Origin of the sequence: Escherichia sp. XD33 (assembly GCF_019375075.1) — a bacterium.
In the GTDB taxonomy this organism is placed as follows: domain Bacteria; phylum Pseudomonadota; class Gammaproteobacteria; order Enterobacterales; family Enterobacteriaceae; genus Enterobacter; species Enterobacter flexneri_A.
This window is the reverse complement of sequence record NZ_JAENDM010000024.1, coordinates 1-21890: the sequence shown is the minus strand read 5'-3', so window position 1 is coordinate 21890 and position 21890 is coordinate 1. Positions and strand designations below refer to the sequence as shown.

Sequence of the window (21890 nt, the reverse complement as noted above, 5' to 3'; positions counted from 1 at the left end):
CCTGACATCGTTATTCGGAGTCATCAATGATCAACCCAAGAACCATTGCGCAAGAAATCGCCTATGCCGACGTTGCCACTCAGGCGGCAAACTTGCAGGAAAAGCAAACGGAGCTGGATGCTGAAAGCAGCGGCCTGGACTCGCTCAGCTCAGCGTTGAGCGATTTCCAGAGCGCCGTTGACGCGCTGAACAGCGATACCGACGGCCCGGTGACTTTTGCCGCCACCAGCAATAATGACTCGGCGACCGTTTCCGCCAATTCCCAGGCGCAGGCGGGAAGCTACTCATTTTTCGTTGAGCAACTGGCGCAGGGGCAGCAGACCACATTCAGTATGGGCGACGACGCCTTTTCCGCCACCGGCACCTTCGAACTGACGATGGGCGACAGCACCATGGATATCGATCTGTCGGCGGCAGATCAGAACGGTGACGGCGATGGTTTTATCGACGCCAGCGAGCTGGTGAATGCGATTAACGACTCCGATGACAATCCAGGCGTGTCGGCGGCACTGGTAAAAACCGACGGCACCACCACGATTATGCTCACCTCCGATAGCACCGGGGCGCAGAGCGCGTTTTCGGTGAGCGTAACGGGGCATGATGCCAGCAACGATAGCACCAGCGCGCCCGTTGCCACGGATGTTTCCTCCGCTCAGGACGCGATTATTCATCTCGGTAGCGCCACAGGGCCTGCGATCACCAACAGCAGCAATACATTTGATGATGTGATCCCCGGCGTCACCATGACTTTTACCGAAGTCAGCGATTCTGACAGCGATCTCACCACCTTTAACATCAGCGAAGATTCCAGCGCCAGCCAGGAGAAAGTACAGACCTTTGTCGATGCCTATAACACCTTGATTGATACGGTTGATTCGCTGACCACTCACGATGATGACAGTACCAGCGCCGGGGTATTTGCAGGCGACGCCGGGCTCAGTTCACTGGCGAACCAGCTCGATGACATCGCCCATGCCAGCTACAACGGCGTGTCGATTGTTGACTATGGCATCACCCTCGATTCTCACGGCCACTTACAGATTGACTCCGACCAGTTCAACGACGAAATGGCGAAAAATCCTGACGGTCTGACCTCTATTTTCGTTGGCGACAACAGCATGGTGGCGCAGATGGACGACCTGATTAACACCTACACGGACTCCAGCAACGGCATCATCACCCTGCGCCAGCAGAACATTGACGATCAGATGAGCAAAATTCAGGACGAAGGCGATCAGCTTACTGATACCTATAACGCCAACTACGACCGTTATCTGGAGGAGTACACCAACACGCTGGTTGAGGTGTACACCATGAAAGCCAGCATGGCGGCATTCGCGTAACTCAGAAGGAATATCCCTAAAGATGTACCAAGTACAGGACGGCTATTCGCAATATAAAGAGATCGATCTCGCGGCGCGTACTGCGGCGGCATCGCCTCTGGAACTGGTGCTGGTGCTGTTTTCTGGCCTGATGGACGAACTGGAACGCGCCAAAAGCCATATTGAAGGGCGGCGTTTCGAGAAGAAAGCCCAGAGCATCAATAAATGCATCGACATTCTCAATGCGCTCACCAGTTCGCTGGAGTTTGAAACTGGCGGCGAGCTGGTGGTCAACCTTTCGCGACTCTATGACCACTGCGTTTACCGATTGTATGAGGCCAGCGGCGAACTGTCGGCAGAGAAAATCGATGAAGTGATGCTGATCTTAAGCAACCTGCGCGAAGGCTGGGAAGGGCTTTCGGGCAAGCTGGGTTAAGACGATGGAAAAACAACGCAGGAAACTTTTCGCACTGGTCGAGGCGATGAATGAAGCCCTCGACAAGCAACGCTGGCGACGCCTTCCGGCACTGCATCAGCAGTTGATACGCCAGTTTCACGATTACGCGGCGGCGGAAACCGATGCGGCGCAGTTGGATGCAGTGAAAGCGCGACTGTATGACGCGTTTAACGCCCTGATTAAACGGCGCGAGCAGCGCGCAGAAGTGTTGAAAGCGCGTATGGAACAGCATCAGCGGCATCAGGAAGGCGTACTGGCCTACTCAATTGTTAATTTACTTTCGGAGAAGTCATGAATCCGGCATTGCTTGCCACGCTCGGAACGCTTGCGGAAACGGCGTCGCTGAAAGCGGATATTTTACCGCCGGTGAGCGGTGAAAACGCGCCCGCGTTTACCCTGCCGAAAATGGCGGTCGCGGCGGTGGCGGAGCGCGTTCATAGCGCTAAAACCAGTCAGCAACAGGCGACGCACCCGCAGGAGAACGATCCGGTGGCGATGCAGGCGCTAATGGCGCTGTTACTTCCGCACCCAGCCGCGCCACATCAGGACACGCCGCAGCCGCGAAACGTCGCAACATCGCCGGTTATCCAGCAATTGACGAAAGCGGTGGTGCAAAACGCGCCGCAACGCCCGACGCAACAGCAGGAACTCACGCCGTTGCCGCCGCAGTTGCAGGAACTGATCAGTCAGTTGCCGCAGGAGAAACCCGAACAGCAGGCCAGACTGGCGACTTACGCCAGTGAAGATTTACATGCCATTGCGTCGACGCAGCCGCGCGTCTCAACACAGCCAGCTCGCCCGAAACCTGAACTAACCCGTGTGACCGCGCGCCCGCAGGTCGAGCGTAAAACGGAAAAAGTGCCGGACAGCGAACCGGTTATTGCGCGTGCGGTGTTGCAGGTTAAGACGCCGGAGCTGGTCAGCGATCATCAGGAGATTGTCGCCAAACCCGTCACGCTTTCGATGGACGAACTGGGCGAAAAACTGACGACGCTGTTGAAAGATCAGATCCACTTTCAGCTCAACAAACAACAGCAGATCTCCACCATCCGTCTCGATCCACCGTCGCTTGGCAAGCTCGAGATCGCCGTACAACTCGACAACGGCAAACTGATGGTGCACATCGGCGCGAACCAAAGTGAAGTTTGCCGCGCGTTACAGCAGTTTAGCGACGATCTCCGCCAGCATCTGACGGCGCAAAATTTTATGGAGGTGAACGTACAGGTTTCCTCCGAAGGGCAGTCGCAGCAACAACAACAGTCGGGCCATCAGCAGGAAGAGGTGAGTGCTGCCTTACAGCTTGATGATGCGCCTCAATTTCAACAGAACGAATCCGTTTTGATCAAAGTGTAAAGGCAATATGAAGAAAATCGTGGTGGCGGGCGTGGTCAGCGCCGTTCTGGCGTTGGTGGTGGGGGCCGGAGCTGGATGGGGTGTCTGGCATCATTATGCCGGAAAAGGAAAACCGACTGCCGCCGCGCAGACGGAAACGGTGGAAACCCTGGATGAGAGCAAAAGCGTGTTTGTGACGTTGCCGGAAACCATTGTCACGCTGCATGACAATAACGGCGCGGACCATTATTTGTCGGCGGAATTAGTGATGGTGGTCGCCAGTGACAAAGAAGCGGAAAAAATAAAACATCAGGAGCCGCTGTATCAAAGTATTGCGGTTGAATGCCTGACGGAAATGAAATTTGAAGATTTGCGTGGCATGAAAATATCCGCCATCCGCAAACTCATTTCTGACGCGTTAAAGAAAGATCTTCAGCGTCGCAAAATGAGCGCACCGTATAAGGATTTGCTGGTGAAAAAAGTGGTCTTCCAGTAATCACCAGGCGGATATAAATATGCTACAGGATGTATTCGAGTCGGAAGAATTTGCTGCCGCGCCGGTATTAACCCCGCAGCAGGAGAGCCACTACTTGCAGGCCTATTTACCGTTGGTGCGTAAAGTGGTGCGGCAACTTGCCCCGCAGTGTAATTGCATTATTGATCGTCAGGATATGGAACAAACGGCGTTAATGGGGCTGCTTAATGCCATCCGTCGCTACGGGCTGCCGGACGAAGGTTTTGCGGGCTATGCCGTGCACCGTATTCGCGGCGCGATCCTGGATGAGCTGCGCGCTCTCGACTGGCGACCGCGCCAGCTGCGACAGAAATATCATCAGATGAAAGATCTGATTCGCGAAACGCGCAAAAAACTGGGGCACGAACCGGAGTGGTCAGAACTGGCCGTGGAAGGGATCTCGCATGAAGATTATCTCGAATATCAGCAACTGGAAGGGGCGGAAACGCTCGCCAGCCTGGACGAACTGCTGAACGGCGAAGGGCCTGGCATTCTGCTTGCTGGCAGGGAGCTGGAAGATCAGTTTGTCACCCAGCAAATGCTGCAACAGGCGCTTTCACAATTAAGCGAAAAAGAGCAACTGATCCTCTCCATGTATTACCAGCATGAGATGAATCTCAAAGAGATTGCGCTGGTATTAGGGCTAACCGAGGCCCGAATTTGTCAACTGAATAAACAGATCGCGCAGAAAATTCGTGATTTTGTCTATCCGAATTAAAGTGAAGAAATCATGCAAAAAATATTAGGTTTACTGGTGGTGCTCGGCTGCGTATTTGGCGGTTATTTTGAAGCGGGCGGGCAATTAGTGGCTATCTGGCAACCGGCGGAAATGATCATTATTTTGGGTGCCGGTTTCGGGGCGATGATTATTGGTAACCCGAAACATGTGCTGAAAGAGATTGCCCATCAAATTAAAGGCGTAATCAGTAAAAAACAGCTCGGGCCGGAGTTTCAGCGCCAGCTATTAATGTGCCTGTATGAGTTACTCGAAATGGTGCAAAACGGTGGTCTGCGCATGCTGGATCAACATATTGAGCAACCGGAAGAGAGCACCATTTTCCAGAAATACCCGCTGGTGTTAACCCAGAAGCGGCTGGTGACCTTTATTGCCGATAACTTTCGCCTGATGGCGATGGGTAAAATCGACGCCCATGAACTGGAAGGCATTCTCGATCAGGAACTGGACACCGCGGAAGAGTCGCTGCTAACGCCGTCGCGCTCGCTGCAACGTACCGCCGAAGCGATGCCGGGGTTTGGCATTTGTGCGGCGGTGTTGGGCATCATCATCACCATGCAGTCGATTGACGGCTCTATCGCCCTGATTGGCCTGAAAGTGGCGGCAGCGCTGGTGGGGACATTTTTAGGCGTCTTTATCTGCTACTGCCTGATGGACCCACTCGCCAACGCCATGGAACAACAGGCGCGGGCAGAACATTCTTTGCTGGAATGCGTGCGTACCGTGCTGGTGGCGCAGGCAGGCGGCAAACCGACGCTGCTGGCGGTGGACGCCGGGCGTAAGCTACTGCATCTGGCGTCCAAACCGACCTTCGCCAACCTCGACGCGTGGGTGAATGCGATGCTGGAGCAAGAATAAGCATGAGAAAGACGGGTAACCGCCGCGATCGTGGGGCAAAAACCACCATCGTCCGGCGGCAGATCAAAAAGAATCATGCCGGGCACCACGGCGGGGCGTGGAAGGTGGCGTTCGCCGACTTTACTTTGGCAATGATGGCGCTGTTTATGACGCTGTGGATTGTCAACAGCGTCAGTAAATCCGAGCGTGAAAGCATTATCGCCGCGCTGCACGGGCAGTCGATTTTCAGTGGCGGCGGATTGTCGCCGTTAAATAAAATCAGCCCGTCTCATCCGCCAAAACCTGCCACCGTGGCGGTGCCGGAAGAGACGGAGAAAAAAGCGCGAGACGTCAACGAGAAAACAGCGCTGCTGAAGAAGAAATCCGCCACCGAGCTTGGCGAGCTGGCAACCAGTATCAACACCATTGCCCGTGATGCGCATATGGAAGCGAATCTGGAGATGGAGATTGTTCCCCAGGGATTGCGCGTGCTGATTAAAGATGACCAGAACCGCAATATGTTTGAACGCGGCAGCGCGAAGATTATGCCGTTCTTTAAAACGCTGCTGGTGGAGCTCGCGCCAGTGTTCGACTCGCTCGATAATAAAATTATTATTACCGGGCATACCGATGCGATGGCCTACAAAAACAATATCTACAACAACTGGAACCTTTCGGGTGACCGCGCGCTTTCGGCTCGTCGGGTGCTGGAAGAGGCCGGAATGCCGGAAGATAAAGTGATGCAGGTAAGCGCAATGGCGGACCAGATGCTGCTGGACGCGAAGAATCCGCAAAGTGCGGGTAATCGGCGCATCGAGATTATGGTGCTGACCAAAAGTGCGTCCGATACGCTGTATCAATACTTTGGTCAGCATGGGGATAAAGTGGTGCAGCCGCTGGTGCAAAAGCTGGATAAGCAGCAGGTGCTTTCGCAGCGAACGCGCTAAATGCTGAATCTTTACGCATTTCTCAAACCCTGAAATCACTGTATACTTTAGCAGTGTTGAGAGGTGAGTAATGCGTAAAATCATTCATGTGGATATGGACTGCTTTTTCGCCGCAGTGGAGATGCGCGACAATCCCGCCCTGCGCGATATCCCTATTGCTATTGGCGGCAGCCGCGAACGTCGGGGGGTGATCAGCACCGCCAATTATCCCGCGCGTAAATTTGGCGTACGTAGCGCTATGCCGACAGGGATGGCGCTCAAATTATGCCCGCATCTCACCTTGCTTCCGGGGCGCTTTGACGCCTACAAAGAAGCCTCAAATCATATCCGCGAAATCTTCTCGCGCTACACCTCGCGTATTGAACCGTTGTCACTGGATGAGGCTTATCTCGACGTCACCGATAGCGTCCATTGCCACGGTTCTGCGACCCTCATCGTCCAGGAAATCCGCCAGACGATTTTCAACGAGCTGCAACTGACGGCGTCTGCGGGCGTGGCACCCGTAAAGTTTCTCGCCAAAATCGCCTCCGACATGAATAAACCCAACGGCCAGTTTGTGATTACGCCGGCAGAAGTTCCGGCATTTTTACAAACCTTACCACTGGCAAAAATCCCCGGCGTCGGCAAAGTCTCGGCGGCAAAACTGGAAGCGATGGGGCTACGAACCTGCGGTGATGTACAAAAGTGTGATCTGGTGATGCTGCTTAAACGCTTTGGCAAATTTGGCCGCATTTTGTGGGAGCGTAGTCAGGGGATTGACGAGCGCGACGTTAACAGCGAACGGTTGCGAAAATCCGTCGGCGTGGAACGCACGATGGCGGAAGATATCCACCACTGGTCTGAATGTGAAGCGATTATCGAGCGGCTGTATCCGGAACTTGAACGCCGTCTGGCAAAGGTAAAACCTGATTTACTGATTGCCCGCCAGGGGGTGAAATTAAAGTTCGACGATTTTCAGCAAACCACTCAGGAGCACGTCTGGCCGCGGCTGAATAAAGCTGACTTAATCGCCACCGCGCGTAAAACCTGGGATGAACGCCGCGGCGGGCGCGGTGTGCGACTGGTGGGGCTGCATGTGACGTTGCTTGATCCGCAAATGGAAAGACAACTGGTGCTGGGATTATGATGTATACTATTATGTCTATTCTAGTGTGCATTATTATGAGGGGATCACTGCATGCATCGAATTCTCGCTGAAAAATCGGTCAATATTACTGAGTTACGTAAAAACCCAGCTAAATACTTTATTGATCAACCGGTTGCGGTTCTTTCTAATAATCGCCCCGCAGGATATCTCTTAAGTGCCAGCGCATTCGAAGCGTTAATGGACATGCTTGCTGAACAAGAGGAGAAAAAGCCCATAAAGGCGCGCTTCCGTCCAAGTGCTGCAAGATTAGAGGAAATTACACGCCGAGCTGAAAAATATCTTAATGATATGACGGATGATGATTTCAATGACTTTAAGGAATAAGGATGCGGGTATTCAAAACAAAACTTATTCGCCTGCAACTTACAGCAGAGGAACTTGATGCGTTAACGGCGGATTTTATTTCCTATAAGCGTGACGGTGTTTTGCCAGATATATTTGGTCGCGATGCACTCTACGACGACTCGTTTACCTGGCCATTAATCAAATTTGAGCGAGTTGCTCATATTCATCTGGCAAATGTGAATAATCCATTTCCGCCACAGTTGCGCCAATTCAGCAGAACGAATGACGAAGCGCATTTGGTATATTGTCAGGGTGCGTTTGATGAGCAAGCATGGTTGCTCATTGCCATTCTGAAACCTGAACCTCATAAACAGGCTCGAGATAACAACCAAATGCATAAAATTGGGAAAATGGCAGAAGCGTTTCGCATGCGTTTTTGAATTTATATTATGAATAACATACAAATAAGAGACTATCAGCCTGGCGATTTTCAGCAACTATGCGCTATTTTCATTAGAGCGGTTACGATGATCTCCAGTCAGCATTATTCACCACAACAAATTGCCGCCTGGGCGCAGATTGACGAATCTCGCTGGAAGGAGAAACTCGCGAAATCACAAGTGCGGGTTGCCGTCATTAATGCACAACCGGTTGGTTTTATTACCTGCGTTGAACGTTATATCGATATGTTATTTGTTGACCCTGAATACACCCGCCGCGGGGTTGCCTGCGCTTTGTTAAAACCTTTGATTAAGTCTGAATCCGAACTTACGGTGGACGCCAGCATAACCGCAAAACCCTTTTTTGAACGTTATGGTTTTCAGACAGTTAAGCAGCAGCGCGTTGAATGCCGGGGAACGTGGTTTACTAATTTTTATATGCGATATAAACCGCAATATTAAATCCAGCTTGCAATGAAAATAACGCCCGCCTGGTATGTGCGCGTTTTCTTATTCCACAAACTGCAAGGAGGTAAATCATGACAAATCCTTTATCAATGACTCTTTGCAGACCTTTCCAGGATTAATTCTTTTTTTCTTGCCCTGGATTCGTCTGCCATTTCCTGATTTTTATATTTATATACTCTAAATAATTCGAGTCGCAGTACATGCAACTTGAAGTATGACGAGTATAAATGGAATGGTACATGGGCAAATATATTCGTCCCTTATCCGATGCGGTATTTACCATCGCATCTGATGACCTGTGGATCGAGAGTTTAGCGATCCAACAATTACACACCACGGCAAATTTACCCAACATGCAGCGCGTAGTGGGGATGCCAGATTTACACCCCGGACGCGGCTACCCGATTGGCGCAGCGTTCTTCTCTGTTGGTCGTTTTTACCCGACAAGACGTCGCTGTAACGGTGCTGGAAACAGAAACGGGCCGCTACTCTGACACGCTGCGTTCGGCGCTGGTTTCTCTGGATGGCGATAACGCATGGGCATTAAGCGAAAGCTGGTGTGGCACTATTCAGTGGATTTGTCCGAGTCCGTATCGGCCTCATCATGGGCGCAAAAACTGGTTTCTGGGCATTGGGCGTTTTACCGCTGATGAGAAGGAACAATCGGATGCAATCCGTTATGAGACGCTGCGTTCGTCGGGGCCGGGCGGTCAACATGTCAATAAAACCGACTCGGCGGTACGCGCCACGCATCTGGCATCCGGTATTAGCGTGAAGGTTCAGTCAGAGCGCAGCCAGCATGCTAACAAACGGCTGGCGCGATTGCTGATTGCCTGGAAGCTGGAGCAGCAGCAACAGGAAAATAGCGCGGCGCTGAAATCGCAGCGGCGAATGTTCCATCACCAGATTGAACGTGGCAACCCGCGACGGACATTTACAGGGATGGCTTTTATCGAAGGATAATGAAGGATGAAACTGCCGGAAGGCGATTAAACGCCATCCGGCAGCAAATCAAATAATTACTTCGCCGGAATTTCTTTCAGCAGTTCAGTCAGCAGTGTCCAGTAATGACCTACGCTTTTGATGTGAACTTGCTCATCCGGAGAGTGTGGACCGGTGATAGTTGGCCCGATAGAAACCATGTCCATTTCCGGATACGGTTTTTTAAACAGACCACATTCCAGGCCCGCGTGGATAATCTGGATGTTCGGCGTCTTGTTGAACAGGCGCTGATAGGTTTCACGTACCAGATGCATCACCGGAGAATTAGCGTCCGGCTGCCAGCCAGGATATGCGCCTTTCGCTTCGGTTTTCGCGCCAGCCAGTTTACCCAGCGAATCCAGCATGCTCACCACGTAGTCTTTACCGCTGTCGATCAGTGAACGAATCAGGCAGTGAATTTCTACGTTATTGTCAGTCATGGTCACCACACCGACGTTCAGGGAGGTTTCGACCACACCTTTTGCCACGTCGGAATTGCGGATCACACCGTTCGGGGTGGCGTTCAGCAGACGAATAAAGGTATCGCGAGATTTCGCAATCAGAGCAGCTTTATCGTTCGCTACAGAGTCCAGCAACAAGGCCAGATTCTTCTCTTTCTCTGCCAGCTCGTTTTTCAGGATGTCCTGATAGGTATTCACCAGAGATTTCAGGGCGTCGACTTTATCAGCTGCGACAGCAATGGTCGCAAAGGCTTCACGCGGGATGGCGTTACGCAGTGTGCCACCGTTGAAATCGATAAGGCGCAGGTCCAGCTCTTCCGCATGACCCACCAGGAAGCGCACCAGCAGTTTGTTGGCATTACCCAGGCCAACGTGGATTTCACCGCCGGAGTGACCGCCTTTTAGACCTTTTAAGGTTAACTTGAAGGTTTCAAAGCCAGCTGGAACCGCTTCACGATCCAAATGCAGGTTGGAGGTGAAGTCGATACCCCCCGCGCAACCCATGTAGATTTCACCTTCTTCTTCGGAGTCGGTGTTAATCAGAATATCAGCCTGCAACCAGTTGCTCTGTAAGCCGAACGCACCGTCCATACCGGCTTCTTCGGTCATGGTCAGCAGCACTTCCAGCGGGCCGTGAACCACGTTTTCGTCAGCCAGAACCGCCAGCGCAGACGCCATACCAATGCCGTTATCTGCACCCAGCGTGGTGCCGCGCGCTTTAACCCATTCGCCATCAATATAAGGCTGGATAGGATCTTTCGTGAAGTCATGCACGGTGTCGTTATTTTTCTGCGGCACCATATCGAGGTGGGCCTGCAAGACGACCGGTTTACGATTTTCCATACCTGCGGTGGCAGGTTTACGAATCAGGATATTACCTACCTGATCGCGTTCGACATGGAAACCTTTCTCTTTTGCCCAACCAACAATGTATTCAGCGAGTTGCTCTTCATGATAGGACGGGTGAGGAATAGAACAGATTTTGGCAAAAATATCCCACAGCGGCTGTGGAGATAATTGAGACAGTTCAGACACGTTAAGTCTCCTTGTCGATCACCCGCAAAACAGTATTGCAGGTCACAGGGTTAGCAGAAAATGTTGTCAACACAAGACAGGCTTGCGAGATATGTTTGAGAATACCACTTTATCCCGCGTCAGGGAGAGGCAGTGCGTAAAAAGACGCGGACTCATGTGAAATACTGGTTTTTAGTGCGCCAGATCTCTATAATCTCGCGCAACCTATTTTCCCCTCGAACACTTTTTAAGCCGTAGATAAACAGGCTGGGACACTTCACATGAGCGAAAAATACATCGTCACCTGGGACATGTTGCAGATCCATGCACGTAAACTCGCAAGCCGACTGATGCCTTCTGAACAATGGAAAGGCATTATTGCCGTAAGCCGTGGCGGTCTGGTACCGGGTGCGTTACTGGCGCGTGAACTGGGTATTCGTCATGTCGATACCGTTTGTATTTCCAGCTACGATCACGACAACCAGCGCGAGCTTAAAGTGCTGAAACGCGCAGAAGGCGATGGCGAAGGCTTCATCGTTATTGATGACCTGGTGGATACCGGTGGTACTGCGGTTGCGATTCGTGAAATGTATCCAAAAGCGCACTTTGTCACCATCTTCGCAAAACCGGCTGGTCGTCCGCTGGTTGATGACTATGTTGTTGATATCCCGCAAGATACCTGGATTGAACAGCCGTGGGATATGGGCGTCGTATTCGTCCCGCCAATCTCCGGTCGCTAATCTTTTCAACGCCTGGCACTGCCGGGCGTTGTTCTTTTTAACTTCAGGCGGGTTACAATAGTTTCCAGTAAGTATTCTGGAGGCTGCATCCATGACACAGGCAAACCTGAGCGAAACCCTGTTCAAACCCCGCTTTAAACATCCTGAAACCTCGACGCTAGTCCGCCGCTTTAATCACGGCGCACAACCGCCTGTGCAGTCGGCTCTTGATGGTAAAACCATCCCTCACTGGTATCGCATGATTAACCGTCTGATGTGGATCTGGCGCGGTATTGACCCACGTGAAATCCTCGACGTCCAGGCACGTATTGTGATGAGCGATGCTGAACGTACCGACGATGATTTATACGATACTGTGATTGGCTACCGTGGTGGCAACTGGATTTATGAGTGGGCCACCCAGGCGATGGTGTGGCAACAAAAAGCCTGTGCGGAAGAAGATCCGCAACTCAGTGGTCGTCACTGGCTGCATGCGGCTACGTTGTATAACATTGCTGCCTATCCTCATCTGAAAGGAGATGACCTGGCCGAGCAAGCGCAGGCTTTGTCAAACCGCGCCTATGAAGAGGCCGCTCAGCGTCTGCCGGGCACGATGCGGCAGATGGAGTTTACCGTACCCGGCGGTGCGCCCATCACCGGCTTTTTGCATATGCCGAAAGGCGATGGCCCGTTCCCGACAGTATTAATGTGTGGTGGTCTGGATGCGATGCAGACGGACTATTACAGCCTGTACGAACGTTATTTTGCGCCGCGCGGCATTGCGATGCTGACTATTGATATGCCGTCGGTGGGCTTTTCTTCAAAATGGAAGCTGACCCAGGACTCCAGCCTGTTGCATCAGCACGTCTTAAAGGCGCTGCCTAACGTACCGTGGGTGGATCACACTCGCGTCGCGGCCTTTGGTTTCCGTTTCGGCGCTAACGTTGCCGTGCGTCTGGCATACCTTGAATCGCCGCGTCTGAAAGCGGTTGCCTGTCTTGGTCCGGTAGTTCATACCCTGTTGAGTGATTTTAAGTGCCAGCAACAGGTGCCGGAAATGTATCTTGACGTTCTGGCGAGTCGTTTGGGGATGCATGATGCTTCCGACGAAGCGTTGCGCGTGGAGCTGAATCGCTATTCATTAAAAGTGCAAGGATTGCTGGGACGTCGCTGCCCAACGCCAATGTTATCGGGCTACTGGAAGAACGATCCGTTCAGCCCGGAAGAGGACTCACGCTTAATCACCTCATCATCTGCTGACGGTAAATTATTAGAGATCCCATTTAACCCGGTGTATCGGAATTTTGACAAAGGTCTTCAGGAAATCACAGACTGGATCGAAAAACGTTTGTGTTAAAAATTTGCTAAAATTTGCCAATTTGGTAAAACAGTTGCATCACAACAGGAGATTGCAATGACGTTACCGAGTGGACACCCGAAGAGCAGATTGATCAAAAAATTTACCGCACTAGGCCCGTATATTCGTGAAGGTAAGTGCGAAGATAATCGATTCTTTTTCGATTGTCTGGCTGTATGCGTCAACGTGAAACCGGCACCGGAAGTGCGTGAGTTCTGGGGCTGGTGGATGGAGCTTGAAGCGCAGGAATCCCGTTTTACCTACAGTTACCAGTTTGGTCTGTTCGATAAAGCAGGCGACTGGAAGAGTGTTCCGGTAAAAGACACTGAAGTGGTTGAACGACTGGAGCACACCCTACGTGAGTTTCACGAGAAGCTGCGTGAACTGCTGACGACGCTGAATCTGAAGCTGGAACCGGCGGATGATTTTCGTGATGAACCGGTGAAGTTAACGGCGTGAGTGAAATGTGCCGGATGTATCACATCCGGCAATATCCATTAAAACTGATAGGTCATGCCAACCGCGACAATATCATCATTATTAATATTCAATTTGTTATCGCTATCCAGTTGGTTGATTTTATAATCAACAAACGCTGACATATTTTTGTTGAAATAATACGTAGCACCGACGTCGATATAATTGACCAGATCTTCATCACCGATACCTTCAATATCTTTCCCTTTCGATAAGACATAACCCAGCGATGGACGCAGACCAAAGTCAAACTGGTATTGAGCGACCGCTTCAAAGTTCTGTGTCTTATTGGCAAAGCCGCCAGTTATTGGCGTCATTTTGCGTGTTTCAGAATAGAAAGTTGCCAGATAAATATTATTGGCATCGTATTTCAGACCTGTTGCCCATGCTTCTGCACGCTTGCCTGTGCCACGGCTTTGCAGGTTCTGCTCGTTGGTGCGATCTGAGTTGGTATAGGCCCCACTAATGGCGAAATCGCTGCCGCCAAAGTCATATGTCAATGACGTGCCGAAGCCATCGCCGTTTTGCTTTTTAACGTCGCGGTTTTCGTTTTTCCCTTGATATTGCAGGGTTAAGTTCAGGCCATCGATAACGCCGAAGAAGTCGGTGTTCCGATACGTCGCCAGACCGCTGGCGCGTTTGGTCATAAAGTTGTCGGTCTGCGCCGAGGAATCGCCACCAAATTCCGGGAACATATCGGTCCAGGCTTCCACGTCATACAACGCCCCCAGGTTACGACCATAATCGAAAGAACCCAAATCTTTATATTTCAACCCGGCAAAAGCGAGACGCGTTTTTTGCTGTGCAGTATCACTCTCTGCTTTATTACCGGCAAACTCTGCTTCCCAACGACCATAACCAGTCAGTTGATCGTTAATTTGTATTTCGCCTTTAAAACCAAAACGGATATAACTCTGGTCGCCATCTTTACTGGCGTTATCACTCATATAATGCATGGCTTTAACTTTGCCATAGACATCCAGTTTATTACCGTCTTTATTATATATTTCTGCAGCCTGTACAGATGCAGATGCCACAATGCCCATCACCACTAATGCCAGAGTGCTCTTTTTCATTTTCATTCCTGATTTTAATTAACGCGCGAATATTCAGCGGGAGAGTCCCGTTGAAAACAGGAAAGTTTTTAACCTGAGATTGTTAAAGATATATTACAGATTAATAATATTCTTAAAATGTGGTAATTTATTAAATCTGTAATAAAAGCGTAAACAACTGCCGCTAGGCTTGCTGATCCCGCGCAACAAAACGCCATGCTTTGCTCGCAGATGGTTGGCAACCGACGACAGTCCTGCTAAAACGTTCGTTTGATATCATTTTTCCTAAAATTGAATGGCAGAGAATCATGAGTGACAGCCAGACGCTGGTGGTAAAACTCGGCACCAGTGTGCTAACAGGCGGATCGCGCCGTCTGAACCGTGCCCATATCGTTGAACTTGTTCGCCAGTGCGCGCAGTTACATGCCGCCGGGCATCGGATTGTTATTGTGACGTCGGGCGCGATCGCCGCCGGACGTGAGCACCTGGGTTACCCGGAACTGCCAGCGACCATCGCCTCGAAACAACTGCTGGCGGCGGTAGGGCAGAGTCGACTGATTCAACTGTGGGAACAGCTGTTTTCGATTTATGGCATTCACGTCGGGCAAATGCTGCTGACCCGTGCTGATATGGAAGACCGTGAACGCTTCCTGAACGCCCGCGACACCCTGCGAGCGTTGCTCGATAACAATATCGTTCCGGTAATCAATGAGAACGATGCTGTCGCTACGGCAGAGATTAAGGTCGGCGATAACGATAACCTTTCTGCGCTGGCGGCGATTCTTGCGGGTGCCGATAAACTGTTGCTGCTGACCGATCAAAAAGGTTTGTATACCGCTGACCCGCGCAGCAATCCGCAGGCAGAACTGATTAAAGATGTTTACGGCATTGATGACGCACTGCGCGCGATTGCCGGTGACAGCGTTTCAGGCCTCGGAACTGGCGGCATGAGTACCAAATTGCAGGCCGCTGACGTGGCTTGCCGTGCGGGTATCGACACCATTATTGCCGCGGGCAGCAAGCCGGGCGTTATTGGTGATGTGATGGAAGGCATTTCCGTCGGTACGCTGTTCCATGCCCAGGCGACTCCGCTTGAAAACCGTAAACGCTGGATTTTCGGTGCGCCGCCGGCGGGTGAAATCACGGTAGATGAAGGGGCAACTGCCGCCATTCTGGAACGCGGCAGCTCCCTGTTGCCGAAAGGCATTAAAAGCGTGACTGGCAATTTCTCGCGTGGTGAAGTCATCCGCATTTGCAACCTCGAAGGCCGCGATATCGCCCACGGCGTCAGTCGTTACAACAGCGATGCATTACGCCGTATTGCCGGACACCACTCGCAAGAAATTGATGCAATACTGGGATATGAATACGGCCCGGTTGCCGTTCACCGTGATGACATGATTACCCGTTAAGGAGCAGGCTGATGCTGGAACAAATGGGCATTGCCGCGAAGCAAGCCTCGTATAAATTAGCGCAACTCTCCAGCCGCGAAAAAAATCGCGTGCTGGAAAAAATCGCCGATGAACTGGAAGCACAAAGCGAAATCATCCTCAACGCTAACGCCCAGGATGTTGCTGACGCGCGAGCCAATGGCCTTAGCGAAGCGATGCTTGACCGTCTGGCACTGACGCCCGCACGGCTGAAAGGCATTGCCGACGATGTACGTCAGGTGTGCAACCTCGCCGATCCGGTGGGGCAGGTAATCGATGGCGGCGTACTGGACAGCGGCCTGCGTCTTGAGCGTCGTCGCGTACCGCTGGGGGTTATTGGCGTGATTTATGAAGCGCGCCCGAACGTGACGGTTGATGTCGCTTCGCTGTGCCTGAAAACCGGTAATGCGGTGATCCTGCGCGGTGGCAAAGAAACGTGTCGCACTAACGCTGCAACGGTGGCGGTGATTCAGGACGCCCTGAAATCCTGCGGCTTACCGGCGGGTGCCGTGCAGGCGATTGATAATCCTGACCGTGCGCTGGTCAGTGAAATGCTGCGTATGGATAAATACATCGACATGCTGATCCCGCGTGGTGGCGCTGGTTTGCATAAACTGTGCCGTGAACAGTCGACAATCCCGGTGATCACAGGTGGTATAGGCGTATGCCATATTTACGTTGATGAAAGTGTAGAGATCGCTGAAGCATTAAAAGTGATCGTCAACGCGAAAACTCAGCGTCCGAGCACATGTAATACGGTTGAAACGTTGCTGGTTAATAAAAACATCGCCGATAGCTTCCTGCCCGCATTAAGCAAACAAATGGCGGAAAGCGGCGTGACATTACACGCAGATGCAGCTGCACTGGCGCAGTTGCAGGCAGGCCCTGCGAAGGTGGTTGCTGTTAAAGCCGAAGAGTATGACGATGAGTTTCTGTCATTAGATTTGAACGTCAAAATCGTCAGCGATCTTGACGATGCCATCGCCCATATTCGTGAACACGGCACACAACACTCCGATGCGATCCTGACCCGCGATATGCGCAACGCCCAGCGTTTTGTTAACGAAGTGGATTCGTCCGCTGTTTACGTTAACGCCTCTACGCGTTTTACCGACGGCGGCCAGTTTGGTCTGGGTGCGGAAGTGGCGGTAAGCACACAAAAACTCCACGCGCGTGGCCCAATGGGGCTGGAAGCACTGACCACTTACAAGTGGATCGGCATTGGTGATTACACCATTCGTGCGTAAATAAAACCGGGTGATGCAAAAGTAGCCATTTGATTCACAAGGCCATTGACGCATCGCCCGGTTAGTTTTAACCTTGTCCACCGTGATTCACGTTCGTGAACATGTCCTTTCAGGGCCGATATAGCTCAGTTGGTAGAGCAGCGCATTCGTAATGCGAAGGTCGTAGGTTCGACTCCTATTATCGGCACCATTTTTTCTAATAAAATCATCTGGTTACTGTTGCGTTGTTTTGCTTTTCTTAACACAAATGTGCATTTTTGCGCGTTGTGAGTGTGGCAAAATTGTGGCAGGTTTCTTTTTGGAATGAGAAGATACGCTACACATCTCAATCCATCTCAACATACCTTGAACCAGCTCGTAGATGCTGTAAGATCTGTGAAGAGTTTTTCTACTTTACCTAAGTTCATAATATCGGATTAGTTTATAGTTTAAGGATAATATGTGTGAACAGATCTATTTATTTTGATTTATGTGAGAAAAGGCTTACGTTGCTATGCTATAGCGTTGAATTAAGAGGGAAGTTAAATATTCTTAACTATAATCTTCATTGTGAAGATTTTTATGTTCACTTCTTTAATTTATTATTTGGGTATTCCCTAAAGAATACTAATCAAGAGAAGCATAATTTTGAGGGTATCGATCTTATCGATGAGAATGGGAAGATAGTATTACAGGTTTCATCAACTGCAACTAAAACAAAAATTGATTCAGCCTTGAACAAAGACTTAAGATTATATAAAGGCCATCAGTTTAAATTTATATCAATTGCAAAAGATGCTAGTGATTTAAGAAATAAAACTTACACTAATCCTCATGCTTTGGTTTTTATACCGCAGCAAGATATTCATGATGTAAAATCGATACTTAATGTTATTTCACATCTTGACATAACAAAACAGAAAGAAATACACGGTTTTCTAAAAAATGAGTTACAAGAGGAATCTGATAATGTTTTAATCGAAACAAATATTGCTGCTGTTATAAATATATTAGCTAAGGAGGATTTTTCTAATGTTGAAACTACTGACTTCCCGCAACCATTCGATGTAACTGACAAGATTACATTTAATAATTTGAATGCAGCTGAATATATTATTGAAGATTACAAAATCCATCATGGAAAAGTATCCCGCATTTATTCAGAGTTCAACCAGATGGGTAAAAACTCAAGCCTTTCAGTTTTGTCTTCCTTTAGAACTATCTTCGTAAAATTGAGTACACAATACACTGGAGATGAGCTATTTTTTAAAATAATTGACAGCTCTGTTGAAATGGTCAGAAAAAGTGCAAATTTTACACAAATACCATTAGAGGAACTGGAGCTTTGTGTTAGTATACTTGCAGTGGACGCGTTCATACGCTGTAAAATTTTTAGGGACCCTAACGGAGTGAATGATGTTGTTACCAAAGGACATTCATCCTAAAGATAGCTTATATTATAACGGTGGGTTTATTATAGATACGCTGAAACGTTTCGATGAAATTGAATTGATAGATCTTTTTTACGAAACAAAGAAAAAAATTGAAATGTCTATATCAATTTTTGTTTTATCTCTTGACTGGTTATACCTAGCAGGAATAGTTGAATTAAATCCAAAGGGGAAATTGGAATATGTTCATAAAATCTCTCCAGATAGCCAATAAAGATGGGGTTATACGCTTAATAAAGTTTCATGCTGGTTTGAATTTGATCGTTGATGAAACGCCAGTTGATGAAGCATCAACCGAGTCAACCAAAACCACTGGCAATAATGTTGGTAAAACAACAGTATTAATGTTAGTCGATTTTTGTTTAGGCGCAGATGCTAAAGGCATTTATACTGACCCAGAAACTAAAAAGGGCGAATATACACTTGTTAAAAACTTCTTGATTGAAACAGAGGTTTTAATAACCCTAACACTTGTTGAGGATTTAGATGATCCGCTAGCTAAGACCATCGTCATTGAGCGAAATTTTCTCTCTCGTAAAAAATGTATCAGAAGAATTAATGGACTACAAAAAACAATCGAAGAGTTTGAAGAAACGTTAACAGACGTATTAGTTTCTGGCCATTATGGTAATAAGCCTACCTTTTCCCAAATAATATCTAATAATATAAGATATAAAGAACTCAGTGTCACCCATACGCTGAGAACACTAAGCTCATTTACTCGTGATGATGAATATGAGACCCTTCATTTATTTCTTCTTGGATGTGATTTTGGAAAAGGAGCTCTTAAACAAAATTTGTTAGCTAGCATCCGAATGGAAACAACCTTCAAGAATAGGTTGGAGTCTAAACAAACTCGCACTGCATATGAGACATCACTAGCATTATTGATTTCGGAAATTAATGATTTAGATCTGAAAAAGTCTACTTTCTATATCAACCCTAACTTTGAAAATGATCTCAATGCTTTGGATGATATTAAGTATCAATTGAGCACTATAGGTTCAAAATTAAGTAAGCTTAAATTACGGAAAGAACTCATAGTTGAGGCGGTAAAAGATATTGAAAGTGGCAAGATGGAAATTGACACTAATCAATTGAAAGATCTATATACTGAAGCCAGTAATAATATAAAGAATATTCAGGTAAAATTTGAATCATTACTTTCCTTCCACAACCAAATGGTTGAAGAAAAAGTTAAATTCATATCAAAAGAATTACCTGTAATAACTAGTGAGATTAGTAAAACTCAAGAAGATTTAACTATACTTCTTGCCAAAGAAAAAGAATTAGTTGAAAATATAAATAAAAGCGGTTCGTTTGATGAACTTGAAGGACTAGTCTTAGAATTGAACGAAAAACACCGAAAAAAAGGTGAGTTCGAAGCCATTATTAACCAAATTGAGAAAACTGAAAAGAATATCGAAGAGTTAAACGCTCAAGTTGATGCTATTAACAATAATTTATTTTCTGATGATTTTGAGTTAGAAGTTCAATCTCAAGTAAATAAGTTCAATAAATATTTTTCAACTGTGTCTCAAGAGTTATACGGTGAACAATATGCTTTGAAATATGATATTGTTACAGCATCAAAAACAGGAAAAAAAATATACAAATTCAGTTCGTTTAATACCAATTTTAGTTCAGGAAAAAAACAAGGAGAAATTGTTTGTTTTGATATTGCATATATTTTATTTGCAGATGAAGAAAACATTCCTTGTTTCCATTTTTTGTTAAATGACAAAAAAGAACTTATGCATGGCAATCAACTGGTCAGAATAGCTAATCTTGTTGAACGTTACAAATCTCAAATTCAGTATGTTGCATCTATATTGAAGGATAAACTTCCAAAAGAACTGAGCGATGAGAAAAACTTCATTGTGAAATTGTCTCAAGAGAATAAATTATTCCGCATTGAGAATAATTAATCTTGTTAAATACATGCCGTTGATAATACACATTATTAACGGCAGATTTTGATATCAGTTACATTTTTGATGCCAGTAATGATGAACATTTTGTAAGTTTATCCAAAAATCCGGATCCGTGTGAAATACTTCAGCAAGTAATAATGCTTCTTTTATGGATATTGGATCATTATGTATTATAATTTTTCTTATTCTACTATAAGACATTCCTGTCAATTCCGCTAATTTACATAAAGACATATTCATGGGTTTCAAGAATTCTTCATTAAGTATTTCACCTACAGTGCTTGGTTCAGCCTTTTTTGTCCTCACAATTCTCACCTTTCTACTTGTTAGATAACAACTTTTACATCAGCGATAACTTGTTTTAGATAATACCTAATTGCTTTACCTCAACAATTCATTATAGAATTTTTTCGTCTAATGTGGGATGTCCCCTCCGCCCAGAGCTACAAATACTCAAGCCCGGCCTCACCTGTCGGGTTTAGTATCCCTATTTTTCTGGTTATATTGCGAGTAGCGTTGCTATGCAGCAAAAACACCTATCCATTGACCATTCCTTCCTGTTTGGGATCAGGTTTTGCCCTTCATACATACTTAGTAAAATTTAAATTTGTTTAGCTAAACAAGCCATCGAGGAGCATTTTCTGTTACTCGTTTCGATATATCCGTTGTTAATGATGGTGCTCTCATAATTATGAGATACCACAAAGGTTAGCTAACCTTTGTGGGTAACTATAGCCAAAATCCATTATTTACATTTTGTTTCATTTTTATTGTTGCTATTTTGTTTAGCTAAACAATTTATATTTTTTGCGTATATCCTGTGCATTTATCCACAAATTCTGTTAGTAACTATGTTTATAACCTGTGCTTGTTTTTTTATGTTTATGACATATGAGGGGCCATTTCATGACATATGAGGGGCAAATTATTGACATATGAGGTAGGGCATTTTTTTTAAATTAATTACAAAACAACGGATTAGCTATTGTTTTATTGTTCTCTAACCAGATCTTTAACCATATATATAACCAAAATACTAAAAGACTTATTAAAACCTTATTGTTGTGCAAAAAACGAACAAAAAATAGAGCTGGTCCAGTGGTTTTTTATTTCCTCTAGCTGTTGAGGTGTTGACAGAAATATTTCAGGTGATAATTTTTGGGTATTCTCAATTCTTAACGGGTGATGCTGCCAACTTACTGATTTAGTGTATGATGGTGTTTTTGAGGTGCTCCAGTGGCTTCTGTTTCTATCAGCTGTCCCTCCTGTTCAGCTACTGACGGGGTGGTGCGTAACGGCA

Annotated in this window: 24 protein-coding genes, 1 tRNA gene and 2 pseudogenes; 24 read left to right on the top strand and 3 right to left on the bottom strand. The window is 47.7% G+C overall.

The genetic code is table 11. The annotated features are described in order from the left end of the window. Window positions 1-26 precede the first annotated feature (26 nt). From fliD to prfH, 14 genes and pseudogenes are all read left to right on the top strand, one after another. Entirely contained in the window at window positions 27-1343 is a 1317-nt protein-coding gene (gene fliD, locus K0778_RS15050; RefSeq protein ID WP_032083754.1) for a flagellar filament capping protein FliD, read from the top strand. Window positions 1344-1365: 22 nt separating this feature from the next. Next, entirely contained in the window at window positions 1366-1758 is a 393-nt protein-coding gene (gene fliS, locus K0778_RS15045) for a flagellar export chaperone FliS (protein WP_000285319.1), read from the top strand. 4 nt (window positions 1759-1762) lie between these two features. Next, on the top strand, window positions 1763-2074 hold the full coding sequence (locus tag K0778_RS15040) for a hypothetical protein (protein WP_000414993.1): 312 nt from the start codon (window positions 1763-1765) through the stop codon (window positions 2072-2074). Beyond that, the gene (locus K0778_RS15035) at window positions 2071-3132 is read left to right on the top strand and encodes a flagellar hook-length control protein FliK (RefSeq protein WP_001067465.1); all 1062 of its coding nucleotides are present in this window, start codon (window positions 2071-2073) and stop codon (window positions 3130-3132) included. Before K0778_RS15040 ends, K0778_RS15035 begins: the two co-directional genes overlap by 4 nt. A gap of 7 nt (window positions 3133-3139) precedes the next feature. After that, window positions 3140-3607: a flagellar basal body-associated FliL family protein gene (locus tag K0778_RS15030; RefSeq protein WP_000725257.1), complete on the top strand. Its 468-nt coding sequence runs from the start codon at window positions 3140-3142 to the stop codon at window positions 3605-3607. A gap of 19 nt (window positions 3608-3626) precedes the next feature. Further along, window positions 3627-4343, top strand: coding sequence for a FliA/WhiG family RNA polymerase sigma factor (locus tag K0778_RS15025; protein WP_000938723.1), 717 nt, complete (start codon window positions 3627-3629; stop codon window positions 4341-4343). A 12-nt stretch (window positions 4344-4355) separates the two neighbouring features. Continuing rightward, on the top strand, window positions 4356-5219 hold the full coding sequence (gene motA, locus K0778_RS15020) for a flagellar motor stator protein MotA (protein ID WP_001169518.1): 864 nt from the start codon (window positions 4356-4358) through the stop codon (window positions 5217-5219). A gap of 2 nt (window positions 5220-5221) precedes the next feature. After that, on the top strand, window positions 5222-6145 hold the full coding sequence (gene lafU / locus K0778_RS15015; protein WP_001232547.1) for a putative lateral flagellar export/assembly protein LafU: 924 nt from the start codon (window positions 5222-5224) through the stop codon (window positions 6143-6145). A 70-nt stretch (window positions 6146-6215) separates the two neighbouring features. After that, complete coding sequence (gene dinB / locus K0778_RS15010) at window positions 6216-7271, top strand: DNA polymerase IV (RefSeq protein ID WP_063084594.1); 1056 nt, start codon at window positions 6216-6218, stop codon at window positions 7269-7271. 51 nt (window positions 7272-7322) lie between these two features. Continuing rightward, window positions 7323-7616 (top strand): type I toxin-antitoxin system antitoxin YafN, encoded by a 294-nt coding sequence (gene yafN / locus K0778_RS15005; RefSeq protein WP_000554757.1) that lies wholly within the window; start codon window positions 7323-7325, stop codon window positions 7614-7616. Window positions 7617-7618: 2 nt separating this feature from the next. Next, window positions 7619-8017, top strand: coding sequence for a type II toxin-antitoxin system mRNA interferase toxin YafO (yafO, locus tag K0778_RS15000; protein ID WP_001263493.1), 399 nt, complete (start codon window positions 7619-7621; stop codon window positions 8015-8017). Window positions 8018-8026: 9 nt separating this feature from the next. Next, on the top strand, window positions 8027-8479 hold the full coding sequence (locus tag K0778_RS14995; RefSeq protein ID WP_001059847.1) for a GNAT family N-acetyltransferase: 453 nt from the start codon (window positions 8027-8029) through the stop codon (window positions 8477-8479). 245 nt (window positions 8480-8724) lie between these two features. Then, window positions 8725-8928: pseudogene (locus K0778_RS14990) on the top strand (RtcB family protein); the annotation flags it as partial. Window positions 8929-8941: 13 nt separating this feature from the next. Further along, a pseudogene (prfH, locus tag K0778_RS14985) lies at window positions 8942-9448 on the top strand (peptide chain release factor H); the annotation flags it as partial. Window positions 9449-9504: 56 nt separating this feature from the next. On the opposite strand, the gene pepD reads toward prfH, so the two are convergent. Beyond that, a complete protein-coding gene (gene pepD, locus K0778_RS14980) occupies window positions 9505-10962 on the bottom strand; it encodes a cytosol nonspecific dipeptidase (RefSeq protein WP_063084593.1) in 1458 nt (485 codons plus the stop codon). Window positions 10963-11222: 260 nt separating this feature from the next. On the opposite strand from pepD, the gene gpt reads away from it, so the two are divergent. From gpt to crl, 3 genes are all read left to right on the top strand, one after another. Further along, a complete protein-coding gene (gene gpt / locus K0778_RS14975) occupies window positions 11223-11681 on the top strand; it encodes a xanthine phosphoribosyltransferase (RefSeq protein WP_001291990.1) in 459 nt (152 codons plus the stop codon). A 91-nt stretch (window positions 11682-11772) separates the two neighbouring features. Then, window positions 11773-13017: an esterase FrsA gene (gene frsA, locus K0778_RS14970; protein WP_000189541.1), complete on the top strand. Its 1245-nt coding sequence runs from the start codon at window positions 11773-11775 to the stop codon at window positions 13015-13017. Window positions 13018-13074: 57 nt separating this feature from the next. Beyond that, window positions 13075-13476, top strand: a complete 402-nt coding sequence (gene crl, locus K0778_RS14965) for a sigma factor-binding protein Crl (protein WP_000174677.1) — start codon at window positions 13075-13077, stop codon at window positions 13474-13476. Between the two features lie 38 nt (window positions 13477-13514). On the opposite strand, the gene phoE is transcribed toward crl, so the two are convergent. After that, complete coding sequence (gene phoE / locus K0778_RS14960; protein WP_063084592.1) at window positions 13515-14570, bottom strand: phosphoporin PhoE; 1056 nt, start codon at window positions 14568-14570, stop codon at window positions 13515-13517. Window positions 14571-14857: 287 nt separating this feature from the next. Between phoE and proB the strand changes: the two genes are divergently transcribed. The 6 genes from proB (at window position 14858) to K0778_RS14930 (ending at window position 20584) form a co-directional block, all read left to right on the top strand. Further along, window positions 14858-15961: a glutamate 5-kinase gene (gene proB / locus K0778_RS14955; protein WP_001285288.1), complete on the top strand. Its 1104-nt coding sequence runs from the start codon at window positions 14858-14860 to the stop codon at window positions 15959-15961. A gap of 11 nt (window positions 15962-15972) precedes the next feature. After that, window positions 15973-17226: a glutamate-5-semialdehyde dehydrogenase gene (proA, locus tag K0778_RS14950; protein ID WP_000893278.1), complete on the top strand. Its 1254-nt coding sequence runs from the start codon at window positions 15973-15975 to the stop codon at window positions 17224-17226. A gap of 114 nt (window positions 17227-17340) precedes the next feature. After that, window positions 17341-17416: transfer RNA gene (locus tag K0778_RS14945), tRNA-Thr, on the top strand. A 253-nt stretch (window positions 17417-17669) separates the two neighbouring features. Then, a complete protein-coding gene (locus tag K0778_RS14940; protein WP_001082070.1) occupies window positions 17670-18650 on the top strand; it encodes an ABC-three component system protein in 981 nt (326 codons plus the stop codon). Continuing rightward, window positions 18619-18870: an ABC-three component system middle component 6 gene (locus tag K0778_RS14935; protein ID WP_196613384.1), complete on the top strand. Its 252-nt coding sequence runs from the start codon at window positions 18619-18621 to the stop codon at window positions 18868-18870. Before K0778_RS14940 ends, K0778_RS14935 begins: the two co-directional genes overlap by 32 nt. After that, the gene (locus tag K0778_RS14930; RefSeq protein ID WP_000470135.1) at window positions 18839-20584 is read left to right on the top strand and encodes a DUF2326 domain-containing protein; all 1746 of its coding nucleotides are present in this window, start codon (window positions 18839-18841) and stop codon (window positions 20582-20584) included. Before K0778_RS14935 ends, K0778_RS14930 begins: the two co-directional genes overlap by 32 nt. Window positions 20585-20638: 54 nt before the next feature. Here the strand turns inward: K0778_RS14930 and K0778_RS14925 are convergent, their stop codons facing one another. Beyond that, complete coding sequence (locus K0778_RS14925; RefSeq protein ID WP_071840188.1) at window positions 20639-20896, bottom strand: HigA family addiction module antitoxin; 258 nt, start codon at window positions 20894-20896, stop codon at window positions 20639-20641. Between the two features lie 930 nt (window positions 20897-21826). Between K0778_RS14925 and K0778_RS14920 the strand changes: the two genes are divergently transcribed. After that, window positions 21827-21890 (top strand): IS1 family transposase (locus tag K0778_RS14920; protein ID WP_001676991.1); only part of this gene is annotated, 64 nt, incomplete at its 3' end.